Below are 26,577 nucleotides of genomic sequence, written 5' to 3' on the forward strand. Positions count from 1 at the left end.
AGGCGGTGCCAGACCACTCCTCCGTCGGAGCGGTGCTGTCCGGCCCGGCGAGTCGCTGGTCGTCGACGGGAGTTGCAGGACCGGGTGTCTTGGGCAGTCGGGGTCTGTTCAGGAAGTTGGTGAGGAATAGCAGCAGCACTGCGCCGGCATAGAGCAACGCTCCGATGACGAATGACGCGCGGTAGCCGGTTTGTTATGCCGCACCGAGGACCGGGCCGGCGAGGAGGGCGCCGATCGGGATGGTGTTGGTGTACAGCGTCGAGGCGCGTCCGCGTTCACGGGGCATCAGGTCTTGGACGTAGGTGATGCCGAGGCCACCGACGGCGGCGACCGTTGCCGCGTTGAGTAGCTGCGCGGCCATGAGTTGCCAGACGTCGGTGGCGTAGGCGACCGACACCATGTAGGCGAGGCCACAACCAGTGCCGATGACGAGCAGCCGGTGTATCGGGACGCGGGTGGCGAGATACCCGAAACCGATCATGAGAGGTATCTCCAAACCTGCGCAGAGCCCCAAGAGCAGCCCGGCGCTGCCGATACCCGCGTCGAGTTCGCGCAGGACGAACAGCGGTAGGGCTTGGACGGCGAGATTGCTGGCGGCGTAGAGAAGCGTGAAGGCGCCCACGCTCATCCAGATAGCGGGGTGCCACGTGGCGGCCTCCACCGCGGGCGGCAGGTGATCATGTTCGGATGTTGCCGGTTGTCGCCGCCGGAGGACCGCCAGGACCACGACGGCGACCGTGACGTACATCAGCGCGGAGAAGGCGTAGGTCATCGCGAAGCCGCCGGTGGCCAGCAGCAGCGAGGCAAGAGGTGGGCCGGCCACCCAGGAGACGGAGAAGAGCATGCGGAACGTGCTCATCCGCATCGCGACGTTGCTACCGCCGACCAGTGATTCGCGGGCGTAGGCAAAGATCTGGGGCATCACCGCGTTGGCGACGGCGGTCAGCGTCACGGTGATGAGGAGAATGAGCCAGTAGTTGCGGACGACCGCGGACAGCCCGCTCGATGCGACACCGGCCAGTGCGGTGATAAGCAAAATCCCGCGGCGGTGGGGCAACCGGTCGGAGAGGCGGCCGAACAGGCTGGCGACGATGACCGTACTGATCGGTGCGGCAGCAAGAAACACCGCGATGCCAGTGGTGTCAGCGCCCAGGGCTTCGTCGAGAAACAGAGTCAGGTAGGGAGTGGCCATCGCGGCGGACAATCCGACCGCGATGAAGACGATGCCGAGAGCGATGAGATGACGACCACCTCGGCCCTGCTCTGGTGCTTCTGACACGAATTCTCCGAGGCTGTGTGAGGCATGGGCGTACTCATCAAGACAACGCGCCTGGACCTGAGTCGCACATCCAAGTCTGTCGACGTACTCAGCTCAGCGGTCGATCGAGGCCATGTTGGCGTCGTCGTGGCCGGCGCCGGCGGCGGGCGTGAGCGAGTCGAGGCGCTTGAGTTGGTCGGCGGTGAGTCTGACGGTGTCGGCGGCGGTGTTCTCCTCGACTCGGGACACCCGACGGGTACGGGGGATCGGGGCGACATCGTCGCCCCTGGTCAGGATTCACGCGTGCGCGGTCTGCGCGGGCGTGACGCCGATCTCGGCGCCGATGGCCTTGACCTCGTCGACGTCCTCTGGGCACTCCGGTGCTGGGCGAGGTTGGACGACAGCGACTTCCGCAAGAACCACCCTCGTTTCACCGGCGAGAACCTCCAGCGCAACGTGCGCCTCGCCGATCAGGTGCAGGCGATCGCCGATCAGGTGGGCGTGACCTCGGCGCAGGTGGCGCTGGCCTGGCTGCTCGCCCAGGGCGACGACATCCTCCCCATCCCCGGCACCAAGCGGGTGAACCGCGTCGAGGAGAACGTCACCGCAGACACCGTCACGCTGACGGCCGAACAGATCGCCGCCCTCACCGCGCTGCCCGTGGCCGAGGGCGGCCACCACGCCGACGAGCAGATGCGGTTTATCGAGCGCTGACTGCAGGGGCCGGCCCTCTCGTGTCGGCCGGCCCCGCCGAGGGCACCCACGTGCAGCACCCGTACGACGCCGGAAACACCGTTAGATCCACAGACCCGATGACCTGCGGCTCTTCGCTTCTTGGCCTCGTGTGCCGGTCGCTGCGTGGTCCAGATGCGATCGCTTGCTGAAGATCAGCAGACCACGCCCTTCGGTCCTCGGCGGCCCTGACCGGTTGAGGAGCGACCTGTGGGGGAGGTCAATCTGCTGTCGGGGTGGGAGCCTGCCACAGGGTACTGACCGGCATGGCGCGGAGTCTGTCGCCGAATGGCAGCGTGGAGGTTCCGGTATAGAGGACGATGCCGGCGACGAAGTCATTACCGAGGCGCTCGGCGAGCCGGCGTAGCCCGCGGAAGTCGTCGGGTCCGACGGTGGTGGCTGCTTTGACTTCGATCCCGACCACCTGACCAGCTCGGTTCTCGAGCACCGCGTCGACTTCGTACCTGCTCTGGTCGCGGTAGTGGGACAGGTCGACGAACTGCTCGGACCAGGTGAGCTGCCGGGACAGCTCGGACAGGACAAATGATTCGAGCAGCGGGCCGAACGGTGCGCCCGGCCGGAGCAGTGCCCGGGCGTCGGTCGCGATCTCGTTGGCGGCGATGCCCGAGTCGACGAAGATCAGTTTCGACGCGGCGGTGGCGCGGGTGCCCAGGTTGCGGGACCAGCCGGGAATCCGTTTGATCAGGAAGATCTCTTCCAGGGCTTGGAGGTAGCGGGCGATCGTCGGCCGGCTGAGCCCGAGTGCGGATTCGAGGGAGTTGGCGGCGATGATGGTCGCGGATCGGGCCGCAAGCAGGCGTACCAGTTTGCGTAGCTCGCCCTTGTGCTGGATGTCGAACAGTTGGCGGACGTCGCGGTCGATGAGCGCCTGGACGTAGGCGTCGAGGAATCGTTGGCGGCGGCGTGGGTCGGTGCGGGTGGTGGCCTCGGGTAGGCCGCCGCGTACGATTCGGGCCGCGTAGTCGGCGCGGGTCACGTCCGACTCGTGTCGCAGGTCCGGGCCGAGCGCGAAGACGGCGTCGATGAATCCGTCCGGCGCTGCGTCGAGTTCGCCCTGGGATAACGGCCGCATTTTCGATCTGCGGGGACCTTGGCTTTCGATTTGCGGCATCAGGTGCGTTCGGTACGCGGTCGCTTGATGTTCGATTTGCGGGCCACGCGAGCGAGGTGTTCGTGGAAGGGGTCCACCGCTACGCCGCGTTGCTGCGGGTCGCGGCGAGTTCGGGGAAGGTCTCTTCCCAGCGTTGGCGGAGTTGGGGTGGCAGCCAGAGGGTGGGCCAGCGCTGCTGGAGGAGGTCGGTGTCGAGCCAGGGTGTTCAGATCCTCGACCGTACTGGCTTCGGTGAGCACCACCTTGTACATGCTGGCCAGGCGTGCGGTCCGGTCAAGGTCGTACTCGGCCTGCCCGGACCAGTCGAGATGACGCGGAAGCGTCACCGTGCCCTCGGTCGGGGCCGTGCAGCGCGGTAAGGGTTTCGGCCACCACGTAGGGCCTCCGGTCACCGTAGGGCCGGTAGTCAACGTCCTCTGGGCCTGCATCCACGATAAGACCCCCTACCAGCCCAAACAACCAAGATCAGCTGAGCTGGCGCTGTGCGAAGTCGCGTAGAGACTCCGCCAGCGGAGGTCAACCCGGGTCAAGGCGTGCCACCTCAGGCCAGTCGGGGTCAACGATCATGGTCGCTGACCCGTCTGGTGTGATCCACGTTTGGTCGTCGGTCGGGTCGGCCCACTGGGTCAACGCAGGCCAACGGGGGGCACTCCCTGCCAGCGCGGGTCGACCCGCAGGTCGCGAGACTGGCCACTCGCGCCCCCGTAGCTCAGGGGATAGAGCATCGGTTTCCTAAGACGACGCTCCGTCGGTGTCCACGAGCCGACGGCCTGCGGCTTTCCTACTGTCACCCCTTGCGTGCCGGTCGCTTCGCGGGCTCGCTGCGATCGCTTGCCGAAGATCAGCTGGAACGCTGTGGGTCCTCCGGGTGCAGCTTGACATTGCCGCGAGTCGGGAGCCGAGTCATCCTTCCTCGTCGTCGAGCAGATCGCGGCGCCACTCCGCGAATCGGCTTCGGAGATCGTCCAGCGCTGGGCCGGTGACGCCGTACTGGGCGAAGTCGTCGGGATCGAGCTCGTTGGCTTGTCCGAGGGCGTCGGCGAAGATGCGCGGGTCGAAGCCACGGTCGGCGCGCTGCGCGAGGGCGACGAGGGCGTCGCGGGTGTAGCGGCCGGATCGGAGTGTGGCGTCGATGTCGATGAAGTCCCGGGCGAACGCTCGCCCGTAGAGGGCGCTCATCTTGTTCGCGACCGCGTCGTCGGGGTGCAGTACCGGTCCGATCGCCATGAGGATCGGTTCGTTGGCACGCCAGTCCACGCCGAGCTCGACCTTGGAAGCCCGCACACCGTCGGTGACGGCCAGCCGGGCGAAGGTGTCGTACTGCCGCTCGGTCTCGACGGTCAGGCCGTCGCCGCGGTAGGCGTGCACGACGGCGACGACCGCGGCGGTGAACTCGTCGCGACGGTCCCACGCGGTGAACAGGTCAACGTCCTCACTGGGCCGCTCGACAAGCCCGGCGGCCTGAACCGCGTAACCGCCGGCCAGCGCGAAGCCGTAGCGATCGGCCGCCGCGAGCCCGGTGCGGGCGAGGCGTTCGTGGAAGGGGTCCACCGCTACGCCGCGTCGCTGCGGGTGGCGGCGAGTTCGGGGAAGGCTTCCTCCCAGCGCTGGCGGAGCCGGGGTGGCAGCCAGAGGGTGGGCCAGAGCCGCCGGAGGAGGCCGGCATCGAGCCAGGCGTGCAGATCCTCGACCGTGCTGGCTTCGGTGAGCACTACCTTGTACATGCTGGCCAGGCGTGCGGGCCGGTTCAGGTCGTACTCGGCGTGCCCGGACCAGTCGAGGTGACGCGGAAGCGTCACCATGCCCTTGGTGGGGCCGTGCAGCGCGGCGAGGGTTTCGGCGATCACATAAGGCTTCCGGTCGCCGTAGGGCTGGTAGTCCGCTGGTGGCTGGGGTGATGTCCTGCGCCGGTTGATGTTTGTCGCCCGCCGGACTTCCGGTCGGAGTGCCTGACGGATCGTCTCCCGGCTGTATCCGGTGACCCGCTGCAGATCCACCGGCCGCCACCCGGCCGCGTGGAACGCCCGCAGCTGCTCGTCCCGCTCGGTCAACGCGGCGGCCCGCGTCGCCTCATACCGGGAGACAACCGCCTGCAACTCATCCTCGGAGAACCGGCCCATGACCGCTAACCTACCAGGCTAGGCCCAGCACGCTTGGCTTACGTCATGTCTCTGTAGCCGGCGGACCAGTCATGATGATCGCGATGGGATGCGTTCATGTCCTGGTGAAGCCGAGTGTCCGGTATCCGGGCATGCGGCGTGGGAGTGAGGCGGCGAGGATGGGGGTGGCTGGGTCGTGGTAGTCGTGGACCTCGGCGACGTCCTTGCCGGGTGCGGCGCGGATGACGCGGCCGGCGCACTGGACGAGTAGGCCGTCGTAGGAGATCGGGCCGGCGAGGAAGAGGGTGTCGAGGGCTGGGGCGTCGAAGCCTTCACCGATGAACGGTGTGGTGCCGATGACGAGCAGGCCGTCGCCGGTCTTGGCGCCGTCGAGCCGGTGAACGATGGTCCGGCGTTCGCTGGTGCTCATCGCGCCTTGGAGCACGAGCGCCTGGTGTCCGCGTGCGGCGAGCAGAGCGGTGAGTGCCCCGACCTGGGCGACCCGTCGGGTCAGGACGAGACAGTTGCGACCGCGGGTCAGGGCTACGGCGACATCTTCAGCGATCTGGGTGTTGCGGGGCTCGTCGAGGGCCAGTCGCCGGTGTACCTCGGCGAGCGCGCCGGGGGCGTCAAGGTCGACGTCGCCGGGCTGGAAGATGGTCTCGTGGATGAACAGCGCTCGACGGGGTCCGGCGTCGGTGTACATCGCTGCCGCGAGAGTGCCTTGTTCCTCGTCGGTCAGGGTGTGCCGGACGGGTCCGAGTTGCCAGGTGACGAGTTGGCCGAGGCCGTCGCGTCGGGTGGGGGTGGCGGTGAGACCGAGCCAGAACTGCGCGGCGATCCGTTTGACCGAGTGTTCGTACGCGGCGGCGCCGAGGTGGTGGCATTCGTCGACGATGACGTGCCCGTACCCCTGAGTCAGGGCGGCGACGTCGTCGCGCCGCGCCAGGGAGGGCAGCAGCGCGATGTCCACCGTGCCCGTGAGCTTGCGTCGGCCGCCACCGAGTTGCCCCGGCCTCAATCCGAGGAACTGTTGGATCCGGGTGCGCCACTGGTCAGCGAGCGCTTTGCGGTCGACGAGGACGAGGGTGGAGGTGTTGCGTTCGGCGATCACGGCGCAGGCCATGACGGTCTTGCCGGAGCCGGGTGGGGCTACCAGGATCCCGTCGTCGTGGGCGAGAAGCGCGCTGACCGCGTTGGCCTGCCTGCTGGTGAGTGCGGCGGTGAACGCGGCGTCGATCTCGGTCCCGGGGTTTCGTGCGTCCGTAACGGCCAGCCGGGACCCGGCCCGCTCGACGATCGTGGCGATGGAGTGCCGCAGGCCCCGCGGGAGGACCAGGCGGTCATCGAGGGTGAGGTCGTAGCCCTGGATGAAGCGCGGGGTGTCCCAGGTGGATTTGCGGAGTCGCTGCAGCTCGTAGAACTTCGGGTTGGCCATGGCGGCGGCGTGCTTGAACGTCGCCAGCGCGGCGGGGGTGAGTTGTCTGGCGTCGATGCTCAGCCCGGCGCCTGCCTCCGCGTGGACCACCGGAGGGAGCGGAGGGTGGACCTGGGTCGCGGCGGACCGGCTCATCGTGGCGACGTCGGCACCGGTGGCGGCTTGCTTGGCCTGCCGGGCGACGTGTTCGGCGTCGCCGGGGCTGAGCCGGTCCAGCGTCGACAGGAACGCCCACTGGTCCGCGTGCGGCTCGAGGGTGCCGAGGTCGAGAAACGTGGTCAGCCCGTCCTTGCGGCGGCGGCCCTGCAGCGGTGCGGCGATGAGGTTGCCGAAGCCACCCTCGGGCAGGACGTCCTGGTTGGGAAAGAGACGGTCGTACGACCGCAGGTCCATCGACCCGCGCAGCACCATCGCCTCGCGCAGCAGGACCGTGCCGACGGCGCGCGCGGTGGCCGCGGGAACAGCGCCGGTGAAGAAGATCCACACGTGGGCGCCGCGGCCTGACTGGGAGATCTCCATCGCGGCGGGCACCGCGCTGGCTCGTGCCGCTTTCACGTAGGCGAGGGCGTCGAGCATCGCCGTCGGCCCGTCGAAGTCGGCCACGACGAAATGACAGGTGTTGCCGGGCATCAGCGGGTACAGGCCCATGAACACGTCGCCGACCAGATGCGCCGCGACGACCTCCGTCGTCCGGTGCAGGTAGGCGGCACCCCGCCGGTCCATACCCTTACGCCAACCGCCCGCGACCGCGGGCATCCAACCGGCGGCACCGGTACGGACGTTGTCCCACCGCACGGCGTACACGTCGGCCCGTGCCCGGAACCGGTCGACGAACATCGCCAGCTTGTCCCGAGTCGGCGAAGCCATGGTGACCAGCCCCGGCGGCTCAACCGGCGCGGACAACTGCTCCGGCGCCGCAGATGTGTCCTGGCCGCGCAGCTCCAGCAGACGCGCCAGCCGGGCGTTCTCCGCCCGTAACCGCTCCACCTCCCGCCGAAGATCGACGAACTCGGCTACCGAACCCATGCCGACCATCCTCGCGCATCAGGCTCCGGGCACCGCGAGACCGGTCCGCTATCCTCCGCCGATGGCATCGAAGGGCAACGCCACGTTGCAGGCGATGATCGAGGAAGCCACCGTCGACGCGTACGGCGACGACGAGCAGCTCACCGGCCTGTTCGCCATGATCAAGGAGCATCTGGCGGTGCCGTTCACCACCACCGTCCTCGGCGTCGAGGTCACCGTGCGGAAGGTCGATCTGACCGCTGACAGCATCGTCGCGGTCTGCGCCCGAGGTCGCCACCGGCAGGGGATCGACCTCCTTGATCTGCCGCTACCCACCCCCGCGCCGGACGGCGCCGGTTGGATCGACGTCTATCGGCACTGGGCCGGAAGGTAGGCCACGATGAGCGAGTACCAGTACTACGAATTCGTCGCCGTCGACCGGCCCCTCACCGGCCGGGAGCGGGCCGAGCTGCGGTCGCTGTCGACCCGGGCCGACATCACCGCCACCAGCTTCGTCAACACCTACGAGTGGGGCAACTTCAAGGGCAACCCCCGCACGCTGATGGAACGGTACTTCGACGCCCACCTGTACCTGGCCAACTGGGGAACCCACCAGCTCATGCTGCGGCTACCGAAACACCTGCTCGACCCCGCAACCGTCGCCCATTACTGCCAGGGCGACAGCGCGTCCGTGTGGACCGCCGGCGAGCACATCATCATCGACCTCCACGACGACGAGGACGGCACCGACGAGTGGGACCTCGACGGCCACGGTCTGCTCACCTCGATCATCCCGGTCCGGGCCCGCCTCGCCGCCGGCGACCTGCGCCTGCTCTACCTGGCCTGGCTGCGCTGCGTACAGTCCGAGGAGATCGCCGACGACGAGCCCGAACCGCCCGTCCCCGGCGGACTGGGCACCCTCGACGCGCCCCTCACCGCTGTCGCCGAGTTCCTACGCATCGACTCTGATCTGATCGCGGTTGCGGCGGCCGGGTCAGCGCCAGCCGCCGCCGGTGAACCGACCGCTGCGCAACTACGCACCTGGGTCGTCGGGCTGCCCGCTCGGGACAAGGACGCCATCCTGACCGACCTGATCACCGGCGGCGACAACCACCTACGCAGCCGACTGTTGCGCCGCTACCGCGACGCACACCCCACCGACGCGGCCACCCCGACGGCCGCCCGCACCGCCGGGGGACTACTCGCCACCGCCGCGAAGTTGCGCGCCGAACGGGAACGACGGGACGCCGACCAGCGCGAACGCGAGCGGGTTCGCCGGGAACGGTCCGCCGCAGCCGCCCGGCAACGACACCTCGACGCTCTCGCGGTCGACCAAACCGCCGCATGGCAGCGGGTTGACGAACTCATCGCCACGAAGAAACCCCGCGAGTACGACACCGCAGTTCAGCTCCTCGTCGACCTACGCGATCTCGGCGAACGCGACGGAGACAGCACATCGTTCCGACAGCGGCTGGCCGAGCTACGGGCGGTGCACGCCCGCAAGCCCAGCCTGCTCGAACGCCTCAACCTCGCCGGCCTCGACACCTGACGCACGGTTCGCGGCCCGGTGACCCTCGCCAGAGTGTGGGAAGGTCGTGAGGCCACCGCGGCGTATCGGGGACGCTCCGGACAGCCGACGCCAATGGCAGGAGGCTCCAGGCGTCCGCCCGGACCCGCAACCAGACATCGAACCGTGTCGTTCACGAGGGTGGACCCGGAGGGCCGGGTGACTGTCTGGGTGTGTGCTGCCGATGTCATGGCCAGCTAGGAGTAGGACGCCCCGGCCCTCGCTGACAACCGCTGTATCAGCACTGGATGGAGACTTGCGACCGATCGCCCTTTCCGAAGTTGTGGCTACTGAACCGCGGCGGGTCCACGCCCCTTGACCAGCACGAGCGAGAAGGGTGATGCCCGATGGGCAGCCTGTGGGCCGGCGTCGACGTCGGCAAGACCCACCACCACGTGTGCGTCGTCGACGACGACGGCACCGTAGTTCTGTCCGAGAAGATCCCCAACGACCAGCAGGCCATCTCCGGCATCGCCGGGCGGCTCGGCAAACGCCGCAGGCCGATCACCTGGGCTATCGACCTACGTGGCGGACCCGCCTCGCTGCTGCTGGCGGTCCTGTTCGACCGCGGTGCGGACGTCCGCTACGTCAGCGGCACCGTCACCTCGCGGATGGCGGAGGCGTTCCACGGCGAACGCAAGACCGACGCCCACGACGCCTACGTCATCGCCCAGACCCTACGCATGCGCAACGACCTTCCGACCCTCACCGTGGCCGACGAGGTGCAGCAGCAACTGAAGCTCCTCGTCTCTCGCCGCCTCGACCTGGTCGCCGACCGCGTCCGCATCACCGCCCGCATCCAGGACCTGCTCACCATGATCAGCCCCGCCCTGGAGAAGGCACTGAACCTGAGTAGCAAAGGTGCGCTGTGGCTCCTCGCGCAGTGGCAGACCCCCGCCGGACTGCGCCGAGCTGGTGAAGCCCGCATCCTGGCCTACCTGCGCCAGCACGGCGTCCGGGCCGCCAAGGCCCTCGCCGCCAAAGTCCTCACCGCCGCGCGCACGCAGACCGTCGCCGTCGCCGGGGAGGCCACTGCGGCCGGGATCGTGGCCCAGATGGCCACCGACCTGGAAGCGGTCAACGACCGCATCACCGCCATCGAGGAAACCATCGCCGCCATCGTCGCCGACCATGAGCTGGGGGAGATCGTCACCAGCCTGCCCGGCATCGGCACCACCCTCGCCGCCGAGTTCCTCGCCCACGCCGGCACCCTCACCACCTACCCCAGTGCCGCAGCACTCGCCGCCCACGCCGGACTCGCGCCGATCTCCCGCGACTCAGGCCGCTGCCAAGGCCACCAGGTCCGACCCCACCGCTACCACCGCGGGCTACGCCGGGTGTTCAGCATGTCCAGCTTCACCGCCCTGACCCACTGCCCACGATCCCGCGCCTACTACGACAAGAAACGAGCCGAAGGAAAGACCCACCGCCAAGCCACCGCCGCCCTGTCCAGACAACGCCTCAACGTCCTCTGGGCCTGCATCCGCGACAAGACCCCCTACCAGCCCAAACAACCAAGATCAGCAGAGGTGGCGCTGTGCGAACTCGCGTAGAGACTCCCTCCAGCGGATGCCAACCCGGGTCAACGGGGGCCAACGCGGGTCACCGCGGCCGACCGCCGGTCGCAAACCGGGGTTTGTGTGCTCGAGCTGTGGTCCTGGGCTGGGCGAACGGCGGTCCGGGTGACGTGGGCGAACGTGGGCCACTCCCTGCCACCCCAGGTGAACCCCAAGGTCGCTAGACTGGGCCCTCGCGCCCCCGTAGCTCAGGGGATAGAGCATCGGTTTCCTAAACCGTGTGTCGCAGGTTCGAATCCTGCCGGGGGCACCTTGTTATGCAGCCGAAACGCCGTTCGAGCTGGCGATACGCACACTGTTCGATTAGAACAGGTGTGCAACCGTAGGTCACCGGAAGCCGTCGTTTGTCGCAGGTCGCGGAACAGGTACGGAATGACCTTGAAGGCATCTGCCCAGGTCAGGAGACACGGCCGAAGCAAGATCCGGAACGGCGAACATCATGCGGGCCAGGCCACGCCGGTCAGAGCCTCAGAGATCCGCTCGTTGACGGTTGCCTCCGCGCCGTCGATGCACTTGGCGTAGACCTTCAGTAGTACGTCCACGGAGTGTCCGGCCCGGTCGGCTACCTCGGTTGCCGGCACACCAGCGTTCAGCCACAGCGACACGGCGGCGTGCCGCAGGTCGTACGGCCGACCAGCGAGCGGAGAGTCAACCTGGCGCGGCGTCAACGCCAGTCGACGCGCCTCATCCCAGACGCGCGAGTAGGTCGAGGCCGCAACCACGTTGCCCCGCTCACTCTGGAACAGGCGGCCGTCCTTGGCGAACCCGAACCGTTCGATGTGGGCGCGCAGGATCGCCACAAGCGCGGGCGGGATCGGTACGCTACGCGGCTCATCCTCGGCTCGATGCTTCAGCCCTCGGTCGTCGTGAACCTCGCCGCTGTCGGTCCACCGCTTGCCCGCCTGGGGTCGACTCTTGGCCAGCGTCAGCCGACCCCATCCTTTCTCGGGTAGGTCGCAGTCCTGCTCTCGCAGCGCCAACGCTTCTGCTGGACGGAGCGCGGCGAAGTAGAGGCAGGCGAAGAACGCGACCAAGCGCTCACCACGTTTCGCCTTCCGACCTCGCTGGCCAACGTAGGTGGCAGCGATCAGCAGTTCCAGCGCTTGGCGCTGGTTGACGACCACCCGACGATCGACGACCTCGGCGATCTTCTTGCGCTGCGACCGCACGCGAAGCTTATCGATCGGGTTGAACTCCAACTCTTCCAGCTCGACCGCGTACTGAAGCGCGTTGTAGAACACCGACCGCTTACGACGCGCGGTGGTCGCGGCGGCCGGCTTGCCGTCGAGCTTCACCACCAGGACGTCGAGGGCACTCCGAACGGTCCCCGCTTCGCGGAGATCAGGCAGCGGCAGGGAAGCGTGGCGCAGCCAGCGCACCGCGTCAGCGATGTGCGGCGGCATGTCCAGGCCACGAGCTGGCGGCGGCAGGACGTAGTTACGCAGCGCTTGGCGAAGCAGCTCGACCGGCGGTCGGTCGGTGGCATCCTTGACGAGTGCCGCTGTGACGGCGGCGAGCGCTTCGATCATGCTGTCTCGCGACTTGGCCGCAGCGCCCGCCCACTTCATATCGGCGTACTTCTTGGCGAAGTCCAGCCAGGTCGTAGCCGCCGGGGTTTCCGTCATCGAGTCGGGTAGCCCGGTGTCAATGTCGAAAGCCTCGCCCTGGTTGGCGGCTTGCATCAGGTCCGAGCGGAAGCTGTCGGCCAGTGCTCTCGTGACGAACGTGCGGGACTTCTCGCGGCCAGCCACCACCCACCGGACGGTGTACGACCGCTTGGCCTTCTTCGACCCGCCAGCCCCGGTGTTGGCTTTGATCGCCCAGATGCGAACGCGACGAGACTTCACGCCGCCACCTCGCGCCGCTGTTCCAGCCAGATTCGGAGGTCTTTCCTCGATATCCGAAGCTCTCCGTTGGGAAGCCGGATGCAGGCCGGGGCGATACCGAGTTCGCGCCACCGGTAGAACGTCCGGCGGGACACGTTGTTGAGCGCGGCGAGCACCTCCGGAACGGTCATCAGGTCGTCATCCACGGTCAGAGTCCTTCCTCCTGTCGAATCAAGCGGCGACCGGCGTGGAGCCGGCCGGGGTGGTGCCGAGTTCGTGGGCGAGTTCTTCGCGACCGGTCGCGTGTCGGGCGCGGGCCATGGCGGCGGCGGTGTTGGCGAGCAGGGCGTCTCCGGTGGTGTGCCAGCCGACGCCGGCGAAGGTGAGGGTGCCGACGATGAGCGTCGTGTCGTCTTCGTCGAGGTGGTCGACGGCTTTGATGGGGTCGGTGACGTCCTGGTCCTGGTCGTCGTTGCGTCGGTAGGTGACGCGGGTGTCGCGCAGGAGTTGGAAGGTCACCGAGTAGCGGCGGGCTTTGGTGAGGAAGTGGCCGCCGAAACCGAGCATGTGCGCCCAGCGCCGCAGCCGGGCGTAAGGGCTGCTCGTCACCGGTTTGATGGATTCGGCGTCAAGGCTGGCTTGACGGTCGGCGATGCAGGCGGGGCAGGCGGCGTAGCGGGTGTGGGTGCCGCAGTCGGGGCATTCCCAGCGCTTCACGAAGCCGGGCCGAGGTCGGTGGTCCCGGGGCCGCTGTGAGAGCGGAATGGGTGTGCTGGTGGGTCGGCCGAGTCGCCAGCAGGCGTCGATGAGGCGGGCGGTGTGGTCGCCGTCGGGGTCGGCGTAGTCGCCGATGGTGTCGGCGTCGAGCCTGACGGAGCGGTGCCCGGTTACCTCGGTGCTCTTGGTGGCGTACTTGGCAAGGTAGCCGGCGACCATGCCATCGGTGACCTCACCGCTCCCGGTCAGACTGATGGGTCGGATGTCGAGGCCCTTGGACGGGTCGCCCCACACGATCGACCAGCCTTCGGGCCGGTCGGGGTGGGTGGGGGTGGTGTAGCCGACCTGGTCCACGGCGTGGCGGATGGCGTCGTCGAGGTCGGCGGCGGTGAACCCGGGCGGTGGTGGAATGACGGCGGTGGGATCGGTGGGATCGACGCCGTCGAGGCGCACCAGGGCGTGGAAGTGGACTGCTCCGCGTGCTTGGAACTCGGCGGCTTTGCCGTGGGACAGCCGAACCGGGGCGACCGTGCGGACCTTGCCCGCGTCGGAGACCATCCGGGCCGGTGGGATGCCCCGTCGGCGGGCGAGTTGGGCGAGCCACCGTTCCGCGGCTTGCTTGGTGCGCCGCCACAGTTCGCCTGCGAACACGTTCCAGACGACCTGGTGGTCGTGGTCGTAGCAGTCCAAGCACAGCGGCTGACCGAGCACCTGGTCGCCGGGTTCGTGGCGTGCCCAGCACACGGCCGGGCGACCGTGGGCGCAGAGGCCGGCGGTGGGGTCGGTGCTGCGGCGGGCGTGGCAGGGGTCGGGTCGGCAGTCGCAGCGTTTGCGGTTGGCGCAGGTGTGGCGCTTGACCGCCCGGTTGTGCACGGGGCCGAAGGACGGTGCGGTGAAGGTGGCGAACACGGCCGGGTGTCGAGAGACGGTTTCGGGGACGCCCTTGCCGCCGACGAGGCCGGCGCGCAGGAGTTGGTAGGCGTCGCGTTGGTAGACGCCAGCGCAGGTGGGACAGACGGTGGCGCGGCGGTTGCCGCACGCCTTGTAGATCGCGGCGTCGGGCATGTGGTCGGTGTGCCGGGCGTCGAGGAGTCGGCCGGTGGTGGGTTCGACGGTGAGGAGCTGCCCGGCGAGGCGGATGGGGCGGGTGCAGCCGGCGGCGGCGCGGACGTCTTCAAGGCGGCCCGAGACGGGCCGCACGCGCCGCCGCCTGGGCGCGCGTCCGTCGCTCCGCTGCCGCTCCGACTCCGGCCACGCAGAACGCCCGGCGGCTGGCGCGGAGAGCGGGAAGCCCGAGGGGCCGCCGCTGACGGTAGCGCCGAGGGTGGTTGAGGTTCGTGGGCCGGCAGCCGGCCGGGGCCGCGCCCGTTCGGCGCGGCGTAGGGAAGGGCACGCCAGGTCCGTGCGGCGGTCGCGGCGGCGGGTGGGTTGCGGTTACCGCGCCTCCGGCGGGGGCGCAACGACTCCGGGATGGCCGGGGGTCCGTCGGCGGGTTGCGGTCCGTGGGTGGTTGCGCAGGACCATCCCGCCAGCCGGCGACCCGGGCGAGCCGAGCAGACCACCACCCGGCCCGCCAGCGTCCGAACGTGCGTCAAGGTCCGCTTGACGTGGCGGACCGGGCGGAGGCCCGCTCCCCCAGGAGGGCGGGTCGGCGGCAGACGGGATGGCAGGATTGGCCTCGTTCTGACGACCAACGGAAGGCACCAGGATGTCTGGCTGGGTTGATCTCTTGAGTGAGTCGCACGGCATCCGGGCGATTTATGATGAGGACCTGCCGGCGCTGACGTCGGTTGACCTCCATGAGTTGGTCCTGCATCGCGACGGGCCACGCGCTACGTTGCGCTTTGACCTTTCCCAGTTCCCTAAGTCGCCACCAAAGAAGTGGGCGGATCAAGGCTTCAACGTCGTTCAGGTCCAACTCACGCTGGTGGATGTGCTGCACCTGACCATAGTCGGTTGGACGACTCGCGCTCTGCTTGACATCAATGTCGAGCGCATGGGCAAAGCGCTTTCGTTGAGGGCTAACAATGGCCCGGTGGGTATCAACATTGACGCCCGATGGCTTGTTCTGTCACACCTGTCGGCCTATTGCGGTGCCTCGGCTGAGTGACTATCTGGGTGACGACGGGTACGAGCGGCGGCGGACGTCCACGGACGATCCCAGACGGTTGCCGCAGGGACATGCCCATAACCGCGCAGGTCAGCGAGCCGTGTTGGTTGCCTGGGGGTCAAGGAGTCCTCGGGGGCACACACGGGGCACAAGACAGCGTGAAACGTCGGCAACCAGCCGTCAACGCCGTGAGTTCAGGAGCGAACGTGACCAGCGCGTCGACCAGGCCGCAGCAGGTCAGGCGAGAGGGAGTCTAAGTTCCGCTTCAACGTGTGAATCTGGCGGCTGCTCTTTGTCCGCAGGGTGGACACGCGCTTGACGGCGCACCGGGGCGCAAGCCTGTCACTTCTTCGGCGGCCACGGTGACGGGTTCTGGGAGATCCACCAGTAGCCGGCGTATCGCGGGTTGTAGTGCCAGCGCGAGCGCCGCACCTCGTCTGTCCGGGGAGCCCAGTCCCGGTATGGCAGCAACGCCATTCGAGACGCGATCACACCCGCCATGTACGGCCATGCGATCGCAGTGATCAGTACGTCCCGACGTCGGTAGGAAACCCGAGGGGCGAGCCATGGCGTCACCGCCACCGGCAGGACGGAACCCGCCAGATACCCGAGCCAGTAGCCGCCAGTCGCATCCCAGACGAGGTAGTGGACCCCAATCGCTGGCAGCCCGATGAGGGTCCAGATGAGCACCGCACGCAGGCCCCGGGCTAGCCCTTCGCGCGGCCTGCCTGAATCAAGTGGATCGTCTGGCACTCGCGGGACGGTAGCCGCGCCGGTTGCAAACTTCAAGGGCGAGCCAGGTAGAGAGTCATCCGGAACATACGCGGAACGATCAAGCACATCACGGCGGAGCCTTCACGCGAATCCCCTGGTGAGGCGGCAGATGGCCCAGCAGCCGCTAAACCGTTCCTAAACCGTGTGTCGCAGGTTCGAATCCTGCCGGGGGCACCTCGAATCAAGCGCGCCCTGGGCCTGCCCACTTGGCCTGCCGGCGATCTCCACGTCAGCGCGGCGCGCCGAGAACGATGCCGACGATCTAGTCGCCGACGAAGCGCAGGCACAGGGTTGCGCTGTCACGGCATGTCTCGGCCAAGCGTCGTACGGCATCGAGGATCCGCTCCTCGTCCGGCCCCTCTGCCTGCTCGACAAGGACATTCAGCTCACCGAGGAACTGAGGCATCTCCACCGACGTGAGTTCCAGCAGGCCGTAGGGGTCGATCCGGTCCAGCATCGGCGTCCTCCCGTGCTGCTGGACCCGCTCCAGCACCGTGGCGAGGTGAAAGTGCGCGTCACCGATCTTTGCTACCTGCGACTCGTGACGTCTGCGTGGGCTGGTGCCCTGCTGCTCGACTCGGATCAGCTCGACATCGACACCCATGCGGCCAGTCTAAGGCCGGCCGCAGGGGTGCCGTGACGATGAGATCCACCGCGAACCGGCGTCGACCCTCAGCGCCGTCCCAGCATCTCGGCGACCCGGATGAACCCGTCGGTGCCGTGGCCCAGTCCGATCACGCGGCGGGCCATGCCCTCGGCGGCGCGCATCACGCCCGCGTCGATGCCGTGGGCCTCGGAGGTGTGGACGATGTGGGCCATGGACGATGCCGCCGAGGTGATGGGGTTGTCCTCGCCGGAGAAGCTGCTGCTGTCCACCTCCTCCGCGGTCTGCTCGAAGATCGGCGGAAGGATCGCGCCGATGCCCTTGGCGAACGGGGCCAGCTCTCGTGCGGTGACACCTTCCGCCCGCGCCACCGCCAACGCGTGCGCGTAGCCCGCCATCGCGGTCCAGAAGATGTCGAGCAACGCGATGTCGTACGCCGCTGCCCGGCCGATCTCGTCACCGAGGTGGGTGTGGGTGCCGCCCAGCGCGTTCAGCGCCGGCCGGTGCTCCTGGTAGAGGTCGGTCGGTCCGCAGTGGATGAACACCCCGTCCGGCGTCCCGATGGTGGGGATCGGGGTCATGATCGCCCCGTCCAGGTACCCGATGCCGTGCCGTGCCGCCCATCGCGCGGTGTCCCGGGCCCGGTTCGGAGTGTCCGCGGTCAGGTTCGCGACCGTGCGCCCCCGGAGCGCATCGGTGACCGCGTCGGGTCTCAGGATGGCGTCCGACGCGTCGTAGTTCACCACGCAGACCACGGTCAGCCCACTCGCGGCGACCGCCTCCTCGGCCGACCGGGCGGCGGTGGCACCCCGCTCGACCAACTCTCGTCCCCGGCCCGGGGTCCGGTTCCAGACCGTGGTCCGCAGGCCGGCGTCCAGGAACACGCCGGCCAGGGCTCGTCCCATCGGCCCCAGACCCAGCACCGTGACAGACTTTTCGGAGTACGAAGACACGATCCAACTCCCGGAAAGCATAGTAAAAACAGCGAATAGGACGGATATGACGCGCAGTCGTGTACAGGACCTGAATGTCTGCGGGGTGACCGCCGCGATCGCCGTGATCGACGGCAAGTGGAAGACGGCTCTGCTCTGGTTGCTGGAATCCGGTCCGCACCGGCCCGGCGAGCTGCGCCGTCAACTGCCGGGCCTCACCGAGAAGGTGCTGACTCAGGCGCTTCGTGAGATGGAGGCCGACGGACTGGTGCACCGGGAGGTGCACGAGGTGCTGCCGTTGAAGACCGTCTACTCGCTGACCGCGTTTGGCCGGGACCTCTCCGAGGCGCTGGCCCCCGTTTCCGACTGGGGCCACCGTCGCCTGGAGAAGCTCATCGAGGCCGGGGGGCCTCCTGAACCATCGGCCACCTCCCTGTGATCCGGCCCTCGCGACTGCCCACCACCAGACTCACGCCGCGCCCACGCGCCGGCAAGTACCCACAAATAAGTGGCTACGGCAGGCGGCGCGGGGCCGTCGGGTCACCAGTGGTAGGCCACGTTCACCGCCAGCGTGGCCACCGTCGTGGTGAAGAAGACGGCCGGCCCCACCAGTTGGCGGGAGCCCACCCGCAGGTGCGCGATGAGCGCGCCGACGAAGTACAGCACGAGGCCGGCGGCGGCGAGGGTGCCCAGCAGCGGTACGGCGAATCCGACCAGCAGGCCCAGGGATCCCGCCGCCAGCGTCAGGCCCAACCGGGGCAACCACGAGTGTGGGACGCGCTTCATGTCGGCCTGGGCCTTCGGATAGTCGTGGCCGATCAGGTAGGTGACGGCAGCGATGCCGGTGAAGACCGAGGCGAGAATCGTGAGCGTGACGTACGCGGCGAACATGTGCCCTCCCTGTGGTTGTCTGCCTCAAGGACGGATCGGTGCCGCGGATTGTTACCTGAGGAGCTGTGACCTGGGGCACAGCGTGTGCCACGTCGGGTCGTGTCGGGCGTCCGACGCAGCGTGGGCTGCGCGAGACCCGCAGCCCACGCTTGTGACGCCGACGATGTGCCGGTCGGTCAGAGGAACGCGTACATCTCCTCGTCGGCCGCCTCGGTCTCGCCGGCGGGTGGGGCTTCCACCGTGACCGGCTTGCCGAATTCGCTCATCCGCATCTCGGTGACGAGGTCACCAAGCGACTTCGTGGCGATGGTGTAGGAGAGCGTGGTGAGGCGCCCGTCGGCGTCGAGGGTCGCCTCGAACGGAATCGCCGTCGGGTCCTTCGCCAACTTGGCGGTCGACTCGAGACCTTCCCGCATTCCGGCCTCGGCGCCGGCGACCTCGGCCGCCTTGTTGAGATCGGCGATACCGGTGTAACGGCCCTCGCCCACCTCCTGGGCGGAAACGGTGCCGCCGACGAGGCCGGTCTGCGACTTGAAGTCGAACGACTGGCGCAGCGTGCTCGTCGACTTGAGCTTGCCGAGGTCGATCTTCATCCAGGGCTTCTCGCCCTCCATCGACTCGGACTTGATGTAGGCGGTGTTGTCGAGCATCCGGACCTCGATCGGTTCCGGGGCCTTGCCGCTGATCTGGATCGCCTTGGCGACGGGATCCAACTTTCCGCCGAGGGTCATCGACTGGTTGCCGGCCTTGATCGAGGCTTGCATGCTGACCGTGCCGGCGATGCTGCGGTCCAGGCCCTGCTTGACGGCCGCGACCGGTTCGAGTTTGGACGGTGCGGCCGCCGTGGCGTCGGGCTTCGCGGAGTCGTCGGACTTGGTGCCGCAGCCGCCGACGAGGGCGACGGCGAGGACTATCGACAGGGTGGGAATCAGTCGGCGCATAGACGTGACCCTAATAAACGGCCGCTACCGGATTTTCGCCAGTGGCGGCAGCGCCGGCAGAGCGGGACGGATCAGACAATCGTTGGCAGTTGCTCGGCTCGGGTGATCACCTGGTCGATGAGGCCGTAGTCCCGGGCCTGCTCGGCGGTGAACCACCGGTCGCGGTCCCAGTCCTGCTGGATCTCGGCGAGGGTCCGTCCGGTGTGCTGGGCGATCAGCTCCTGCATCGTCCGCTTCACGTGCAGCATGTTCTCGGCCTGGATGGTGATGTCCGAGGCGGTGCCGCCCATTCCACCGGACGGCTGGTGCATCATGATCCGCGAGTGCGGCAGCGCGTACCGCTTGCCGGCTGCGCCCGCACAGAGCAGGAACTGTCCCATCGAACCGGCGAACCCGAGCGCCAGCGTGGCAACGTCGTTGCGGACGTAGCGCATCGTGTCGTAGACCGCCATCCCCGCGCTCACCGACCCGCCCGGCGAGTTGATGTAGAGGAAGACGTCCCGCTCGGCGTCCTCGGCGGAGAGCAGCAGGATCTGCGCACAGATCTGGTTGGCCGACTCCTCGGTCACCTCGGTGCCGAGAAAGACGATCCGTTCCCGCAGCAGTCGCTCGAACACCTGGTCGCCGAAGGACGGCTGCGCGCCGTCCAGCATCCGTACCCCGGAGGAGATCACGCCGCCGCCTTCCACCACGCCGGCGAGCGGTGGGACCGCCCGGTGGACCGGCCCCTCCAGCGTGCGGGCCACGGTGGTCGCTGGCCCAGTGATTCTGCCGCCGGCAGATCCGCCGACGGCAGAACCGGCCGGCCTACGCGGCGGTCAGCCGCCGCGCGCCCGCCCGAGCCCACGCACAACCCCGCAGAGCGGCGGTACGCGGACCGGAGCGCCAGCCACCAGCGGAGGCCATCGCCCCGACGCAGAGGGTCGGGCCGCTCGCCCCGGTTGCCCGGTGTGGGATCGGCCTGCTCGTCCGCAGGGCGTGCTGGCGCGCGACGTGTCGGACGACCTCGGCCCCTTCGGTCCGGCTGAGTTGCGCCCGTGGTGCGGCCGGGATGCGGGGCTCGACGCGCCGCAGGTCGTCGCGGGCCTCCTCCAGCAGGTCGGACAGGCGGATGCCGAGCGCCCGGCAGATCGCCGCGAGCACCTCCGACGAGGCTTCCTTGCGGCCCCGCTCCACCTCGGACAGGTAGGGCACGGACACTCCGGCGGTGGCGGCCACCTCGCGCAGCGTGCGGCCCTGGCCCTGACGCAGTCGGCGCAGCACTCCGCCGATGACTCGTCGCAGCAACGACATGCCGGCCTCACTTTCGCGGTCGTCGTCGGGAACACCCTCATCATGCCCTTCCCCGGCCGTCCGGGCCGTCCCATCCTTTCTCGGTCGCGTCGTCCGCTGCGCAACCCGGACGTGCCGGGGGCGGCGTACCCGCTATGTTGTGCTCGTGCAGGCGACGGTGGCGGGGCAGGTTCGACGGTGATCCATTTTCCCGCGCAGCGCAGGGGGCCGTTGAGCGCGCTGAGCCTGCGGCTCGCCGCCGCCCTGGGCCTGGTCTTCGCCGTGGTCGCGGCGGTCTACCTGGGCCGGGACGGCTACCGTGATGTCAACGAGGACGGCCTCACCCTGCTCGACTGCTTCTACTACGCGGTCGTGTCGCTCTCCACCACCGGCTACGGCGACATCACGCCGGCCGCGCCGTCGGCCCGGCTGGTGAACGTTCTCTTCATCACCCCGGCCCGAGTGATCTTCCTGATCATCCTGGTCGGTACCACCCTGGAAGTTCTGACCGAGCAGTACCGGACCGGCCGTCGCCTGTCGCGGTGGAGGAGAGCCGTGAAGGACCACGTCATCATCTGCGGCTACGGCACCAAGGGCCGCAGCGCGGTCTCCGCTCTGCTGGAGAACGGTCTGGACCGTTCGCGGATCGTGGTGGTGGAGCGCAGCGCCGCCGCCCTGCGGCAGGCCACCTCCGCCGGTCTGGTGGCGATCGAGGGCTCGGCGACCCGCTCGTCGGTGCTGAACGAGGCACATGTGAAGAACGCGAAGGCCGTGATCATCGCGACCGACAGTGACGATGCGTCGGTGCTTGTCGCGCTCACCGTCCGACAGCTCACCGCCGGGCAGGTCCGGATCATCGCGGCGGCCCGCGAGGCGGAGAACGCGCCGCTGCTCAAGCAGAGCGGCGCGCATCACGTGATCGTCTCGTCGGCCACCGCGGGTCGGCTGCTCGGCCTGTCCACCTCGGCTCCGCCGCTGATCGACGTGGTGGAGGATCTGCTCACCCCGGGTCAGGGCATGGCGCTGGCGATGCGCTCGGCGGAGCGGGACGAGGTGGGTCGTTCACCACGCGAGTTGGACTCGTTGGTGATCGCCCTGGTGCGGCGGGGCAAGGTGGTCACCCTGGCCGACCGGGCCGGTGCGGTGATCGAGACCGGCGACATGCTGGTGCATGTCCGCGACGATCGTCCGCAGTCCGCGACGACCTCCTGACCGTCCCGCCTCCGCACGGCTGACCGCCCGTCCCCGCACGGCTGACCGCCCATCCCGCACGGCTTGTCGTCCGGCCGCGGGGGTGGCTTGCCGTCAGGCCGGTTGATCGTCGGGGCGGCGGTGCAGGCGCGGCGCGTCAGAAGGTCTCGTCGGCGGCGCAGATCGCCTCGGTGCAGCTGACCGGCGTCGTGGCGGAGGCCCGCCGCAGCAGCTCGTAGAGCGTCTCCCGCTCGCTGGGAGCCAGCGCCCCCAGCACCTCGTCCTCGGCTCCGGCGAGGGCGCATTCGGCCTCACTGAGGCGTTTTGCGCCATTTTCGGTGAGATCGACGACGTGTCGGCGCCGGTCCTCGGGTGAGCGGCGGCGCTCGATCAACTGCTCCGCTTCCAGGTCGTTGAGCAGCCCGACGATGTTGGTGCTGTCCATTTCCAGGATGGAGGCGAGCGCCTGCTGGCTGGTGCCGCCGCCGGCGCGCAGCACGGTGAGCGCGACCAGGTGCCGCGGCCGTAGGCCGAGCGGCGCCAGCACCGACTCCGACCGCAGCCGCATCCGCCGGGCCAGATGGTCCAGGAGCGCGCCAGAGCGGTGCTCCGAGGGGGCGGGTAGCGGGGCGGACATGTGACCCAGTCTACCGAGCTGATGGAACATCGGCCTGCTATAAATAGTTGGTGCTGCACAGACGATCCTTGGAGGAGGAATAATGCATCTGCTGCATATCGACTCGAGCATTCGGGGTGACTGGTCGGTCAGTCGTCGGCTCACCGCCCGCGCGGTCGACAGCTGGCGCGCCGCCCACCCGGACGGCACGGTGACCTACCGGGACCTCGGCGCGGAACCGCTGCCGCACCTCGACGCGGCGGGCGGCCTGGCTCGGATGACTCCGCCGGACCAGCACACCCCGGCCCAGCGCGAATCCTGGGAACTCAGCGGGCGGCTGGTCGACGAGGTGAAGCAGGCCGACGTCGTGCTGCTCGGGCTGCCGCTCTACAACTACGGCGCGCCCAGCAGCGTCAAGTCCTGGGTCGACCACCTGATCGTCGCCGGCCTCACCTACGACCCGGCGACCCAGGAGGGCCTGCTCGGCGGCCGCGAGTTCGTGGTGCTGGCCACCCGGGGAGGCGGCTACGGTGAGGGCACCCCGCGGCACGGCTGGGACCACGCGGAGCAGTGGCTCCCGCACGGCCTGTCGATGACCGGCCTGGAGCCGCGCTTCATCAGCACCGAGCTGACCCTGGCGCCCTCGGTGCCGGCGATGGCCGAGCTGATCCCGCTGCACGAGGCGAGCCTCGCGGCCACCGAGAAGGAGATCGACAACCTCTGGACGCCGGCTTCCGCCCAGCGCTGAGCCAGCGCCGGCACGTACGAGAGCGGCCGCCCCCGGTTCGGGGACGGCCGCTCTCGTCAGGTCGGACAGGTCAGAGAATGGTCCAGGTGTCGCCACTGGTCAGCAGGCCGGCGAGCTGCTGCTCGGGGGTCTCGGTGACCGTCGCCTTGGCGGCCGCGAGCTGAGCCTGCACCACGCTGTCGTAGGACGGTCGGTCCACCGAGCGGAACACCCCGATCGGGGTGTTGCGCAGGTCCAGGCCGGGCAGCCGGGACAGCGCGAAGGCGTACGCCGGGTCGGCCACCGTCGCGTCGTGCACGACGATCTCCTCCGGGCGGACCGAGCTGGTCTCCCGGACCTCCAGGCCGAACGCGCCCGGCGGATGCACCACGCAGAACTGCCCGTCCGCGCCGAAGGTGATCGGCTGCCCGTGCTCCAGGCGGATCAGGTAGTCGTCGCGGGTGGACGGGTCCTTGAGCTGCTCGAACGCCCCGTCGTTGAAGATGTTGCAGTTCTGGTAGATCTCCACGAACGCCGAGCCCTCGTGCTCCGCGGCGGCGCGCAGCACCGACTGCAGGTGCTTGCGGTCGGAGTCGATGGTCCGGCCGACGAAGCTGGCCTCCGCGCCGAGGGCGAGCGAGAGCGGGTTGAACGGGGCGTCCGCCGAGCCAGACGGAGTCGACTTGGTGACCTTGCCGACCTCGGACGTCGGGGAGTACTGACCCTTGGTCAGACCGTAGATCCGGTTGTTGAACAGCAGGATCTTGAGGTTGACGTTGCGCCGCAAGGCGTGGATCAGGTGGTTGCCACCGATGGAGAGCGCGTCGCCGTCGCCGGTGACCACCCAGACCGACAGGTCCGGCCGGGACACCGACAGGCCGGTCGCGATCGCCGGGGCGCGGCCGTGGATCGAGTGCATCCCGTAGGTGTTCATGTAGTACGGGAAGCGCGACGAGCAGCCGATCCCGGAGACGAAGACGGTCCGCTCGCGGGGGATGTTCAGTTCCGGCATGAACTGCTGAATGGCCGCGAGGATCGCGTAGTCACCGCAGCCGGGGCACCAGCGCACCTCCTGGTCGGACTTGAAGTCCTTCGCGGTGAGCTTGAGGGCGACGGGCTCAGACATTCTTCAGGACCTCTTCCAGCGTCGTCTCCAGCTCGGTGGCCGTGAACGGCAGGCCACGGACCTGGTTGTAGCTGATCGCGTCGACCAGGTAGCGGGCCCGGATGACGTGGGCGAGCTGGCCCAGGTTCATCTCCGGGATGACCACCCGGTCGTACGCGCGCAGCACCGCACCGAGATTGGCCGGCATCGGGGCCAGGTGCCGCAGGTGCGCCTGGGCGATGGACAGCCCGCGCTGGCGCACCCCCCGGCACGCCGCGCCGATCGGCCCGTACGTCGAGCCCCACCCGAGGACCAGCACCCGGGCGTCGCCGTCCGGGTCCTCCACCTCGATGTCTGGCACCGGAATCGTCTCGATCCGGGCCGCCCGGGTGCGCACCATGAAATCGTGGTTGGCCGGGTCGTAGGAGATGTCTCCGGTCTTGTCGGCCTTTTCCAGGCCACCGATCCGGTGCTCCAGCCCGGCGGTGCCGGGGATCGCCCAGGGTCGGGCCAGGGTCTCCGGGTCACGCAGGTAGGGCAGGAAGGTGGTGCCGTCCTCGCCGTTGGGCTCGGTGGCGAACTCGACCCGCAGGTCGGGCAGCGACTCCACGTCGGGCAGCAGCCACGGCTCGGAGCCGTTGGCGACGTAGTTGTCGGACAGCAGGATCACCGGGGTGCGGTAGGTCAGCGCGATCCGGGCCGCCTCCAGCGCCGCGAAGAAGCAGTCCGACGGGGACCGGGGTGCGATCACCGCGACCGGGGCCTCGCCGTGCCGGCCGTAGAGCGCCATGTTGAGGTCGGCCTGCTCGGTCTTGGTCGGCATGCCTGTCGACGGGCCGGCGCGCTGCACGTCCACGATCACCAGGGGCAGTTCCAGCGCCACCGCGAGGGAGATCGTCTCGCTCTTGAGTGCCACGCCGGGGCCGCTGGTGGTGGTCACACCGAGCGCTCCGCCGTACGACGCGCCCAGCGCCGCGCCGACCGCGGCGATCTCGTCCTCGGCCTGCACGGTCGTGACGCCGAAGCGCTTGTGCTTGCTCAGCTCGTGCAGGATGTCCGACGCGGGCGTGATCGGGTACGCGCCGAGGAAGACCGGCAGTCCGGAGCGGACCCCGGCGGCGACCAGCCCCAACGAGAGCGCCGCGTTGCCGGTGATGTTGCGGTAGGTGCCCGGCTTCATCTTGGCCGGCTTGACCTCGTAGCGGACCGCGAAGTCCTCGGTCGTCTCGCCGAAGTTCCAGCCGGCCCGGAAGGCGGCGACGTTCGCCGCGACCAGCTCCGGACGGGACGCGAACTTGCGCTCCAGGAATCGCAGCGTCGACTCGTAGGGCCGCGAATACATCCAGGAGAGCAGGCCGAGGGCGAACATGTTCTTCGACCGTTCGGCGTCCTTCTTGGACACCTGGTAGTCGGCGAGCGCGCCGACGGTCATCGAGGTCAGTGCCACCGGGTGCACGACATAGCCGGCCAGCGAGTCGTCGTCCAACGGGCTGGCCTGGTAGCCGACCTTGGCGAGGTTGCGCTTGGTGAACTCGTCGGTGTTGACGATGATGTCCGCGCCGCGCGGCAGGTCGGCCAGGTTGGCCTTGAGGGCCGCCGGGTTCATCGCCACCAGCACGTTGGGCGCGTCGCCCGGGGTGAGGATGTCGTAGTCGGCGAAGTGCACCTGGAAGCTCGACACACCGGGCAGGGTGCCGGCGGGAGCCCGGATCTCGGCGGGGAAGTTTGGCAGCGTGGAGATGTCGTTGCCGAGCTGCGCCGTCTCCGAGGTGAACCGGTCGCCGGTCAGCTGCATGCCGTCGCCGGAGTCACCGGCGAACCGGATGACCACCCGGTCGAGCTGACGGATCTGCTTGGTCACTGTGCCACCTTCGTTCGCGACTGCGGGGCTCGCAAAAGCTCGCCTTGCCCGGCCACGGGACCTCCTTGACGCGACGTTTCGCCGCACCGCCCCAGGCTGGTCCGGCCGCTGTCGTACCTCTTCTGAGAGCCTACGTCTAAGGGAGCCCTAACCATCGCCGGAGGTCCGCCGACTGGGACCCGAATGCGAGTAGGAATGCCCG

Annotated in this window: 26 protein-coding genes, 1 tRNA gene and 2 pseudogenes; 9 read left to right on the forward strand and 20 right to left on the reverse strand. The window is 68.9% G+C overall.

What is annotated here, in order from left to right; genetic code table 11:
* Window positions 1-193: 193 nt before the first annotated feature.
* A complete protein-coding gene (locus AB0C25_RS00960; RefSeq protein ID WP_357368286.1) occupies window positions 194-1,279 on the reverse strand; it encodes an MFS transporter in 1,086 nt (361 codons plus the stop codon).
* A 93-nt stretch (window positions 1,280-1,372) separates the two neighbouring features.
* Window positions 1,373-1,507, reverse strand: coding sequence for a hypothetical protein (locus AB0C25_RS00965; protein ID WP_357368287.1), 135 nt, complete (start codon window positions 1,505-1,507; stop codon window positions 1,373-1,375).
* Window positions 1,508-1,561: 54 nt separating this feature from the next.
* Here AB0C25_RS00965 and AB0C25_RS00970 point away from each other — a divergent pair, with 54 nt between their 5' ends.
* The gene (locus tag AB0C25_RS00970; protein WP_357368288.1) at window positions 1,562-1,972 is read left to right on the forward strand and encodes an aldo/keto reductase; all 411 of its coding nucleotides are present in this window, start codon (window positions 1,562-1,564) and stop codon (window positions 1,970-1,972) included.
* A 238-nt stretch (window positions 1,973-2,210) separates the two neighbouring features.
* On the opposite strand, the pseudogene AB0C25_RS00975 reads toward AB0C25_RS00970, so the two are convergent.
* The 5 genes and pseudogenes from AB0C25_RS00975 to AB0C25_RS00995 form a co-directional block, all read right to left on the reverse strand.
* Window positions 2,211-3,071: pseudogene (locus AB0C25_RS00975) on the reverse strand (DUF4143 domain-containing protein); the annotation flags it as partial.
* Window positions 3,072-3,201: 130 nt separating this feature from the next.
* Window positions 3,202-3,530, reverse strand: a pseudogene (locus tag AB0C25_RS00980) (hypothetical protein); the annotation flags it as partial.
* 495 nt (window positions 3,531-4,025) lie between these two features.
* Entirely contained in the window at window positions 4,026-4,673 is a 648-nt protein-coding gene (locus AB0C25_RS00985; RefSeq protein WP_357368289.1) for a nucleotidyl transferase AbiEii/AbiGii toxin family protein, read from the reverse strand.
* A 2-nt stretch (window positions 4,674-4,675) separates the two neighbouring features.
* On the reverse strand, window positions 4,676-5,242 hold the full coding sequence (locus AB0C25_RS00990; RefSeq protein WP_355049061.1) for a hypothetical protein: 567 nt from the start codon (window positions 5,240-5,242) through the stop codon (window positions 4,676-4,678).
* Between the two features lie 94 nt (window positions 5,243-5,336).
* Complete coding sequence (locus AB0C25_RS00995) at window positions 5,337-7,685, reverse strand: DEAD/DEAH box helicase family protein (protein WP_357368290.1); 2,349 nt, start codon at window positions 7,683-7,685, stop codon at window positions 5,337-5,339.
* A 61-nt stretch (window positions 7,686-7,746) separates the two neighbouring features.
* Between AB0C25_RS00995 and AB0C25_RS01000 the strand changes: the two genes are divergently transcribed.
* The 4 genes from AB0C25_RS01000 to AB0C25_RS01015 all read left to right on the forward strand — a co-directional run bounded on the left by AB0C25_RS01000 (window position 7,747) and on the right by AB0C25_RS01015 (window position 11,058).
* Window positions 7,747-8,058 (forward strand): hypothetical protein, encoded by a 312-nt coding sequence (locus AB0C25_RS01000; protein ID WP_357368291.1) that lies wholly within the window; start codon window positions 7,747-7,749, stop codon window positions 8,056-8,058.
* A 6-nt stretch (window positions 8,059-8,064) separates the two neighbouring features.
* Window positions 8,065-9,213, forward strand: a complete 1,149-nt coding sequence (locus tag AB0C25_RS01005) for a hypothetical protein (protein ID WP_357368292.1) — start codon at window positions 8,065-8,067, stop codon at window positions 9,211-9,213.
* A 365-nt stretch (window positions 9,214-9,578) separates the two neighbouring features.
* Window positions 9,579-10,784: an IS110 family transposase gene (locus tag AB0C25_RS01010; protein WP_357368293.1), complete on the forward strand. Its 1,206-nt coding sequence runs from the start codon at window positions 9,579-9,581 to the stop codon at window positions 10,782-10,784.
* Between the two features lie 201 nt (window positions 10,785-10,985).
* Window positions 10,986-11,058: transfer RNA gene (locus AB0C25_RS01015), tRNA-Arg, on the forward strand.
* 187 nt (window positions 11,059-11,245) lie between these two features.
* On the opposite strand, the gene AB0C25_RS01020 is transcribed toward AB0C25_RS01015, so the two are convergent.
* From AB0C25_RS01020 to AB0C25_RS01030, 3 genes are read right to left on the reverse strand one after another with little or no spacing between them, the layout of a single operon-like run.
* Window positions 11,246-12,655, reverse strand: coding sequence for a tyrosine-type recombinase/integrase (locus AB0C25_RS01020; RefSeq protein WP_357368294.1), 1,410 nt, complete (start codon window positions 12,653-12,655; stop codon window positions 11,246-11,248).
* Window positions 12,652-12,840 carry a helix-turn-helix domain-containing protein gene (locus AB0C25_RS01025; protein WP_030504500.1) on the reverse strand — a complete coding sequence of 63 codons (189 nt, stop codon included), beginning with the start codon at window positions 12,838-12,840 and terminating at the stop codon, window positions 12,652-12,654. Before AB0C25_RS01025 ends, AB0C25_RS01020 begins: the two co-directional genes overlap by 4 nt.
* Window positions 12,841-12,865: 25 nt before the next feature.
* Window positions 12,866-14,551 carry a replication initiator gene (locus AB0C25_RS01030; RefSeq protein ID WP_357368295.1) on the reverse strand — a complete coding sequence of 562 codons (1,686 nt, stop codon included), beginning with the start codon at window positions 14,549-14,551 and terminating at the stop codon, window positions 12,866-12,868.
* A 508-nt stretch (window positions 14,552-15,059) separates the two neighbouring features.
* On the opposite strand from AB0C25_RS01030, the gene AB0C25_RS01035 reads away from it, so the two are divergent.
* Window positions 15,060-15,461 carry an Imm50 family immunity protein gene (locus AB0C25_RS01035; protein WP_357368296.1) on the forward strand — a complete coding sequence of 134 codons (402 nt, stop codon included), beginning with the start codon at window positions 15,060-15,062 and terminating at the stop codon, window positions 15,459-15,461.
* Window positions 15,462-15,803: 342 nt separating this feature from the next.
* On the opposite strand, the gene AB0C25_RS01040 is transcribed toward AB0C25_RS01035, so the two are convergent.
* The 3 genes from AB0C25_RS01040 to AB0C25_RS01050 form a co-directional block, all read right to left on the reverse strand.
* Window positions 15,804-16,214, reverse strand: coding sequence for a hypothetical protein (locus AB0C25_RS01040; protein ID WP_328651430.1), 411 nt, complete (start codon window positions 16,212-16,214; stop codon window positions 15,804-15,806).
* A gap of 283 nt (window positions 16,215-16,497) precedes the next feature.
* Complete coding sequence (locus tag AB0C25_RS01045; protein ID WP_357368297.1) at window positions 16,498-16,839, reverse strand: hypothetical protein; 342 nt, start codon at window positions 16,837-16,839, stop codon at window positions 16,498-16,500.
* Between the two features lie 68 nt (window positions 16,840-16,907).
* The gene (locus AB0C25_RS01050) at window positions 16,908-17,792 is read right to left on the reverse strand and encodes an NAD(P)-binding domain-containing protein (RefSeq protein WP_357368298.1); all 885 of its coding nucleotides are present in this window, start codon (window positions 17,790-17,792) and stop codon (window positions 16,908-16,910) included.
* Window positions 17,793-17,838: 46 nt separating this feature from the next.
* On the opposite strand from AB0C25_RS01050, the gene AB0C25_RS01055 reads away from it, so the two are divergent.
* A complete protein-coding gene (locus AB0C25_RS01055) occupies window positions 17,839-18,210 on the forward strand; it encodes a helix-turn-helix domain-containing protein (protein ID WP_357368299.1) in 372 nt (123 codons plus the stop codon).
* A 101-nt stretch (window positions 18,211-18,311) separates the two neighbouring features.
* Here AB0C25_RS01055 and AB0C25_RS01060 read toward each other — a convergent pair whose 3' ends face one another.
* From AB0C25_RS01060 to AB0C25_RS01075, 4 genes are all read right to left on the reverse strand, one after another.
* A complete protein-coding gene (locus AB0C25_RS01060; protein ID WP_357368300.1) occupies window positions 18,312-18,662 on the reverse strand; it encodes a DoxX family protein in 351 nt (116 codons plus the stop codon).
* A gap of 176 nt (window positions 18,663-18,838) precedes the next feature.
* Complete coding sequence (locus AB0C25_RS01065; protein WP_357368301.1) at window positions 18,839-19,603, reverse strand: hypothetical protein; 765 nt, start codon at window positions 19,601-19,603, stop codon at window positions 18,839-18,841.
* Window positions 19,604-19,674: 71 nt separating this feature from the next.
* Complete coding sequence (locus AB0C25_RS01070) at window positions 19,675-20,256, reverse strand: ATP-dependent Clp protease proteolytic subunit (RefSeq protein ID WP_357369006.1); 582 nt, start codon at window positions 20,254-20,256, stop codon at window positions 19,675-19,677.
* 154 nt (window positions 20,257-20,410) lie between these two features.
* Window positions 20,411-20,896: a helix-turn-helix transcriptional regulator gene (locus AB0C25_RS01075; RefSeq protein WP_357368302.1), complete on the reverse strand. Its 486-nt coding sequence runs from the start codon at window positions 20,894-20,896 to the stop codon at window positions 20,411-20,413.
* A 177-nt stretch (window positions 20,897-21,073) separates the two neighbouring features.
* On the opposite strand from AB0C25_RS01075, the gene AB0C25_RS01080 reads away from it, so the two are divergent.
* A complete protein-coding gene (locus tag AB0C25_RS01080; RefSeq protein ID WP_357241056.1) occupies window positions 21,074-22,087 on the forward strand; it encodes a potassium channel family protein in 1,014 nt (337 codons plus the stop codon).
* Between the two features lie 136 nt (window positions 22,088-22,223).
* Here the strand turns inward: AB0C25_RS01080 and AB0C25_RS01085 are convergent, their stop codons facing one another.
* A complete protein-coding gene (locus tag AB0C25_RS01085; RefSeq protein ID WP_357368303.1) occupies window positions 22,224-22,703 on the reverse strand; it encodes a MarR family winged helix-turn-helix transcriptional regulator in 480 nt (159 codons plus the stop codon).
* 82 nt (window positions 22,704-22,785) lie between these two features.
* Between AB0C25_RS01085 and AB0C25_RS01090 the strand changes: the two genes are divergently transcribed.
* A complete protein-coding gene (locus AB0C25_RS01090; protein ID WP_357368304.1) occupies window positions 22,786-23,430 on the forward strand; it encodes an NAD(P)H-dependent oxidoreductase in 645 nt (214 codons plus the stop codon).
* Window positions 23,431-23,500: 70 nt separating this feature from the next.
* Here the strand turns inward: AB0C25_RS01090 and AB0C25_RS01095 are convergent, their stop codons facing one another.
* A complete protein-coding gene (locus AB0C25_RS01095) occupies window positions 23,501-24,535 on the reverse strand; it encodes a 2-oxoacid:ferredoxin oxidoreductase subunit beta (RefSeq protein WP_357368305.1) in 1,035 nt (344 codons plus the stop codon).
* Complete coding sequence (locus AB0C25_RS01100; protein WP_357368306.1) at window positions 24,528-26,375, reverse strand: 2-oxoacid:acceptor oxidoreductase subunit alpha; 1,848 nt, start codon at window positions 26,373-26,375, stop codon at window positions 24,528-24,530. Before AB0C25_RS01100 ends, AB0C25_RS01095 begins: the two co-directional genes overlap by 8 nt.
* Window positions 26,376-26,577 lie beyond the last annotated feature (202 nt).

Source organism: Micromonospora sp. NPDC048839, from assembly GCF_040649915.1.
Taxonomy (GTDB): domain Bacteria; phylum Actinomycetota; class Actinomycetes; order Mycobacteriales; family Micromonosporaceae; genus Micromonospora.

Coding starts and splice junctions, on each gene's coding strand:
- AB0C25_RS00990 (WP_355049061.1), bottom strand. CDS start 5,242: ATGGGCCGGTTCTCCGAGGATGAGTTGCAGGCGGTTGTCTCCCGGTAT.
- AB0C25_RS00995 (WP_357368290.1), bottom strand. CDS start 7,685: ATGGGTTCGGTAGCCGAGTTCGTCGATCTTCGGCGGGAGGTGGAGCGG.
- AB0C25_RS01000 (WP_357368291.1), top strand. CDS start 7,747: ATGGCATCGAAGGGCAACGCCACGTTGCAGGCGATGATCGAGGAAGCC.
- AB0C25_RS01005 (WP_357368292.1), top strand. CDS start 8,065: ATGAGCGAGTACCAGTACTACGAATTCGTCGCCGTCGACCGGCCCCTC.
- AB0C25_RS01010 (WP_357368293.1), top strand. CDS start 9,579: ATGGGCAGCCTGTGGGCCGGCGTCGACGTCGGCAAGACCCACCACCAC.
- AB0C25_RS01035 (WP_357368296.1), top strand. CDS start 15,060: ATGTCTGGCTGGGTTGATCTCTTGAGTGAGTCGCACGGCATCCGGGCG.
- AB0C25_RS01045 (WP_357368297.1), bottom strand. CDS start 16,839: ATGGGTGTCGATGTCGAGCTGATCCGAGTCGAGCAGCAGGGCACCAGC.
- AB0C25_RS01055 (WP_357368299.1), top strand. CDS start 17,839: ATGACGCGCAGTCGTGTACAGGACCTGAATGTCTGCGGGGTGACCGCC.
- AB0C25_RS01060 (WP_357368300.1), bottom strand. CDS start 18,662: ATGTTCGCCGCGTACGTCACGCTCACGATTCTCGCCTCGGTCTTCACC.
- AB0C25_RS01065 (WP_357368301.1), bottom strand. CDS start 19,603: ATGCGCCGACTGATTCCCACCCTGTCGATAGTCCTCGCCGTCGCCCTC.
- AB0C25_RS01070 (WP_357369006.1), bottom strand. CDS start 20,256: ATGCTGGACGGCGCGCAGCCGTCCTTCGGCGACCAGGTGTTCGAGCGA.
- AB0C25_RS01075 (WP_357368302.1), bottom strand. CDS start 20,896: ATGTCGTTGCTGCGACGAGTCATCGGCGGAGTGCTGCGCCGACTGCGT.
- AB0C25_RS01085 (WP_357368303.1), bottom strand. CDS start 22,703: ATGTCCGCCCCGCTACCCGCCCCCTCGGAGCACCGCTCTGGCGCGCTC.
- AB0C25_RS01090 (WP_357368304.1), top strand. CDS start 22,786: ATGCATCTGCTGCATATCGACTCGAGCATTCGGGGTGACTGGTCGGTC.
- AB0C25_RS01095 (WP_357368305.1), bottom strand. CDS start 24,535: ATGTCTGAGCCCGTCGCCCTCAAGCTCACCGCGAAGGACTTCAAGTCC.